The organism is Clostridium sp. 1001270J_160509_D11 (assembly GCF_015667935.1).
GTDB lineage: Bacteria > Bacillota > Clostridia > Peptostreptococcales > Peptostreptococcaceae > Intestinibacter.
Genome location: NZ_JADPET010000177.1, coordinates 1 through 4,945, shown reverse-complemented (window position 1 = coordinate 4,945; position 4,945 = coordinate 1). Strand labels below are relative to the sequence as shown.

At 31.1% G+C, this 4,945-nt stretch carries 6 protein-coding genes; all 6 read left to right on the top strand.

From position 1 onward, the window contains the following. The first annotated feature begins 244 nt into the window (after positions 1-244). The 6 genes from I4U58_RS12565 (at position 245) to I4U58_RS12540 (ending at position 4,770) form a co-directional block, all read left to right on the top strand. Positions 245-922, top strand: a complete 678-nt coding sequence (locus I4U58_RS12565; protein WP_195931685.1) for an ATP-binding protein — start codon at positions 245-247, stop codon at positions 920-922. Between the two features lie 40 nt (positions 923-962). Next, positions 963-1,178, top strand: coding sequence for a 4Fe-4S binding protein (locus I4U58_RS12560; RefSeq protein WP_207743892.1), 216 nt, complete (start codon positions 963-965; stop codon positions 1,176-1,178). A 24-nt stretch (positions 1,179-1,202) separates the two neighbouring features. Beyond that, positions 1,203-2,282, top strand: coding sequence for a 3-methyl-2-oxobutanoate dehydrogenase subunit VorB (locus I4U58_RS12555; RefSeq protein ID WP_347708184.1), 1,080 nt, complete (start codon positions 1,203-1,205; stop codon positions 2,280-2,282). Next, entirely contained in the window at positions 2,282-3,052 is a 771-nt protein-coding gene (locus I4U58_RS12550) for a thiamine pyrophosphate-dependent enzyme (RefSeq protein WP_195931682.1), read from the top strand. Before I4U58_RS12555 ends, I4U58_RS12550 begins: the two co-directional genes overlap by 1 nt. Position 3,053: 1 nt before the next feature. Beyond that, positions 3,054-3,593 carry a 2-oxoacid:acceptor oxidoreductase family protein gene (locus tag I4U58_RS12545; RefSeq protein WP_195931681.1) on the top strand — a complete coding sequence of 180 codons (540 nt, stop codon included), beginning with the start codon at positions 3,054-3,056 and terminating at the stop codon, positions 3,591-3,593. Between the two features lie 244 nt (positions 3,594-3,837). Continuing rightward, positions 3,838-4,770, top strand: a complete 933-nt coding sequence (locus I4U58_RS12540) for a LysR family transcriptional regulator (protein WP_195931680.1) — start codon at positions 3,838-3,840, stop codon at positions 4,768-4,770. The last annotated feature ends 175 nt before the right edge of the window (positions 4,771-4,945 follow it).

Genomic DNA, 4,945 nt, shown 5'->3' with positions numbered 1-4,945 from the left:
AATAAAAAATATTTATACCTATGGATAAAATTTACATATTAGCTGTTTTTCAAAAACTATATATATAATTTAAGTAGAAGAATTGTTCTAGTTTTTATTTAAATTTATTTAGTAGAATTAAAAAATATATAGTGAAATTTAACAAAAGATTTAAGAATAGGAATTATTGTATTAAATACATAACAATTTGATGAATGCCATAGAACAAAAGGCTATATTAGTATCTAAAAGATAGGTGATAAAAATGATAAAAGATGATAAAAGAGTAAGACTATTTATTGGACATTATGGCAGTGGAAAAAGTGAAGTATCAATAAATTATGTTACAAAATTAAGAAAGATAGTAGATGGAAAAATAGCATTTGCAGATTTGGATATAGTAAACGTATATTTTAGAACTAGAGAAAAGAAAGAACAGCTTAGAGCTATGGGCATAAATCCAATTGATAGTTCTATAGAAACAGATACATTAGATTTGCCAGCAGTATCAGCACAAGTAATGACACCTTTACATGAAAATGATGTAGACTATGTAATAGACGTTGGCGGAGATAATGTTGGGACAAGAGTTGTAGGAAGATTTGCAGAACATTTTGTAGAAGGTGAATACGATATGTTCTGTGTAGTAAATGCAAATAGAGAGCAAACTCAAACTGCAGAGGATGTCATAAAGTTTATAAAATCTATGGAGGAAACTTCAAAATTAAAAGTAACTGGTTTAATAAACAATACACATTTAATAAGACAAACTACTGTAGAAGATGTTTTAAGAGGTCAAAAATTAGCTAGAGAGGTTTCAGATTTAACTAATATCCCGATAAAATATGTTTCATGTTTAAGAAGTCTAGTAGATTCACTACCAGATAACTTAGAAGGGGATATATTACCAATAGATTTATATCTGAGAGAAGAATGGATGTAGTGTGAGTTTTATAAAACACAATGTTAAGGGGGGCTATAAAATGGCTAAAGGTAAAGTGACTTTTGATGTAGAACGTTGTAAGAGTTGTGGATTATGTGTTGAAGCATGTCCAAAAGGAATATTAGCAATAGATACAGATTATATTAACCAAAAGGGATATAATCCAGCTAAAGTAGTTGATGAAGAAAAATGTGTTGGATGTGCAAGTTGTGCACTTATGTGTCCAGACGTTGTTATAACTGTTGAAAGAGATTAATTATTTCGAATTAGGGGGGAATCAATAATGGCTAAAATACTTATGAAAGGTAATGAAGCATTTGGTAAAGCAGCTATAGAAGCTGGATGCCGTTACTTCTTTGGATATCCAATAACTCCACAAAGTGAGTTACCAGAATATTTATCAAGAGAACTTCCAAAAGTAGGAGGGGCTTTTGTTCAAGCTGAATCAGAATTAGCAGCTATAAATATGGTATATGGAGCAGGAGGTTCAGGTGTTAGAGCGATGACATCCTCATCTTCTCCAGGGGTAGCATTAAAACAAGAAGGAATTACTTACTGTGCAGGTGCTGAAGTACCTTGTGTAGTTTTAAATATAATGAGAGGTGGTCCAGGTCTTGGAACAATACAACCTTCTCAATCTGACTATTATATGAGTACTAAAGGTGGTGGAAATGGAGACTATAGAACTCCTGTATTTGCTCCATCATCAGTTCAAGAAGCAGTCGATATGATTATAGAAGCATTTGACGTAGCGGATCAATACAGAACTCCTGTTATGGTAGTTGCAGATGGTATGATAGGTCAAATGATGGAACCTGTTGATTTTGATAAAGAACGTAAACATAGAGACTTGGCTCCAAAAGATTGGGCTGCATGTGGACATCAAAATAAGAGAAAACCTAATATAATAAATTCTCTTTATTTACAATCAGAAGAACTAGAAAAACATAATGAACATCTAGAAAGAAAATATAAAGCTATTGAAGAAAATGAAGTTCAATATGAAATGTACAAAACTGAAGATGCAGAATTGGTATTTGTAGCATATGGAACAGTTTCAAGAATAGTTAAAACAACTATAGAATCAATGAGAAAAGAAGGATATAAAGTAGGATTAATAAGACCTAAAACTTTATGGCCATATCCAAATGAAGCATTCAAACAAATACCAAACGCTAAGAACTTATTAGTAGTAGAAATGAGTTTAGGTCAAATGATAGATGATGTTAAATTAGCATGTGAATGCAAATTACCAGTTCACTTCTATGGAAGAAGTGGTGGTATGATACCAGTGCCAAGTGATATAGCTGAAAAAGCTAAAGAAATAATGGGAGAAGTCGCTTTAGGAGGTGCTAAATAATGGCTGTAGTATTTAAGAAAACTAACGGTTTAACTGATGCGATAACTCACTACTGTCCAGGATGTACACATGGTATAATCCATAGATTAGTAGCAGAGGTATTAGAAGAAATGGGATTATTAGGAGATGCTATAGGGGTAGTTCCTGTAGGATGTTCAGTATTAGCATATAATTATTTTAATGTAGATACACATGAAGCTGCTCATGGTAGAGCTCCAGCTGTAGCTACTGGTATAAAGAGAACTCATCCAGATAAGTTTGTATTTACTTATCAAGGTGATGGTGATTTATCTTCAATCGGTATGTGTGAAATTGTTCATGCTGCTGCTAGAGGAGAAAAAATAAGTACTATATTCGTTAACAACGGTATATATGGTATGACTGGTGGCCAAATGGCACCAACTACATTAATAGGTCAAAGAGCTACAACAGCTCAAGATGGTAGAGATCCAGAAAGAAATGGATTCCCTATAAGAGTTAGTGAAATGCTTGCGACTTTAACAGGTGCAGTATTTGTAGAAAGGGTAACAGTAGATACTCCTAAAAATGTTAGAAATGCTAAAAAAGCAATAAGAAAAGCTTTTGAAGTTCAACAAGCAGGATTAGGATTTGGTATAGTTGAAGTTTTGTCTACTTGTCCAACTAACTGGGGTCTAGCTCCAAACGATGCACTACAATGGTTAAGAGATAATATGATGAAATACTATATCCCAGGTAATAAAAAAGATATTGATATAGAAGCCGCAAAAGCAGCGAAGGAGGCGAAATAATATGGCAACATCTAGAGTAATTTGTGCAGGATTTGGTGGTCAAGGTGTAATGTCTATGGGACAATTATTAACATATGCAGGAATGCTAGAAGGAAAAGAAGTTGCATGGTTACCTTCTTATGGACCAGAAATGCGTGGTGGTACAGCAAACTGTGCAGTAACAGTATCTGATGAACCTGTTGGTTCCCCAGTTATAGCAAATGATGCAACTTGCGCAGTAATAATGAACCTACCTTCTATGAAATTTGTCAAAGATGTTGTACCAGGTGGACATATATTAGTTAATAGCTCTCTAATAGATACAAAAGTTGATAGAGATGATGTAAAAGTTACTTATATACCAGCTAATGATATAGCAGGTGAAATGGGAATGCCTAAGGTTGCAAATATGATAATGTTAGGTGCATGTCTAAAGGTAACTAATGCAGTTGATATAGAATCAGTATTACATGCTTTCTTGAAAGTATTTGGAGAAAGAAAATCTAAATTTATACCTATAAATAGAGAAGCCTTACAAAAAGGCATGGATGCAGTTAGTTAAAAAAATTTAATATAAAAAATAATATGGCCCAAAAAGGATTGTCTGACAGCTTTATTGCTGTTGGACAATTCTTTTTTGTATGTAAAACAATAAAAATTAGTTAGAAATATGTTATACTTAAAATATAATTATAAAAAATATATTAAACATATATACAAATACATACATACAAATACATTTATAAATGGGCCTTTATAGAGGATTTTCTCTTATAAATATATAATTAAATGAAAAGGTGATTATATTGAAATTAGAACAAATAAGCTATATTTTAGAAATCGCTAAACAAGGATCTATAGGAAAAGCTGCTAAAAAGCTATACATGAGTCAACCAAATCTAAGTATGTCTATAAGGATGCTAGAAGAAGAATTGGGATTTAAAATTTTTGATAGAAGTAATTCCGGTGTAGAGTTGACAGCTAAAGGTATGGAGTTGCTTCAATATGGTGAAGAAATTGAGCGAAATATGGACTTAATAAGAAATATGAACACCATAGCAAAGGACGAAAAAGTCAATTTTAGGATTTCTTCATATTATATATTTTTTATAAAACATATTATCTTGGAGTTAAATAATAGACATAAAAATGAAATGTTAAACTTGATAATCAATCAAGATAGTTTTTCAAATGTTATTAGAGATGTAGAAACAGGTCTTTCTGATATTGCAGTAATAAAAATAACTAGACCTGTAAGTTTTACTAATAAGAGAACTTTTATGTCTAAAAACTTGGAATTTATAAGAGTTACAGATGGACATGTCTGTGTACAAGTAAGAGCTGGTCATCCATTATGCAAAACAAAAGAAAAAGTAGATATTGATGATTTAAAAAAATATTTATTGTTAACTAATGAGTATGTAGACAGAAGTTACATATCCATGTGGATTGGTAATGAGCTAGATTATGATAATTTCAACCATTTTATAACTGTACAGGACCACGAGATGCTTTCTTATTTTTTGCATAAAACAGATGGTGTGTATTTCTCTTTAAGAGGAACGCCTATAAAGAAAAAAATAGAGCTAGATGATGGCACTGTGTTAATTCCATTATCTAAAAAAATTACTTTAGACTGCGGTTACATTAAAAGAAAAGATGAAGCTTTATCTCCTATAGCAGAAGAATTTGTAAACATATATAAAGAGTTTGCAGAAAATAATGATGTGAGGGATTAAATTATAAATTTTTGGGTCAGAATAGATTTCTGGCTTTATTTTTTTGTCAAATTAATTAAAAAATAATAGCAATATAAGTTAAAGTCATTACTTATTCAAGTAAAATAACATTATTAAATAAAAAGAATATGTTATAAAAATTTCTTATATCTAAAGATAAAAAATACATATTATC

Bases quoted from the DNA above. Each gene is read 5' to 3' on its own strand.
- I4U58_RS12565 (WP_195931685.1), top strand. From the start codon at position 245: ATGATAAAAGATGATAAAAGAGTAAGACTATTTATTGGACATTATGGC.
- I4U58_RS12560 (WP_207743892.1), top strand. From the start codon at position 963: ATGGCTAAAGGTAAAGTGACTTTTGATGTAGAACGTTGTAAGAGTTGT.
- I4U58_RS12550 (WP_195931682.1), top strand. From the start codon at position 2,282: ATGGCTGTAGTATTTAAGAAAACTAACGGTTTAACTGATGCGATAACT.
- I4U58_RS12545 (WP_195931681.1), top strand. From the start codon at position 3,054: ATGGCAACATCTAGAGTAATTTGTGCAGGATTTGGTGGTCAAGGTGTA.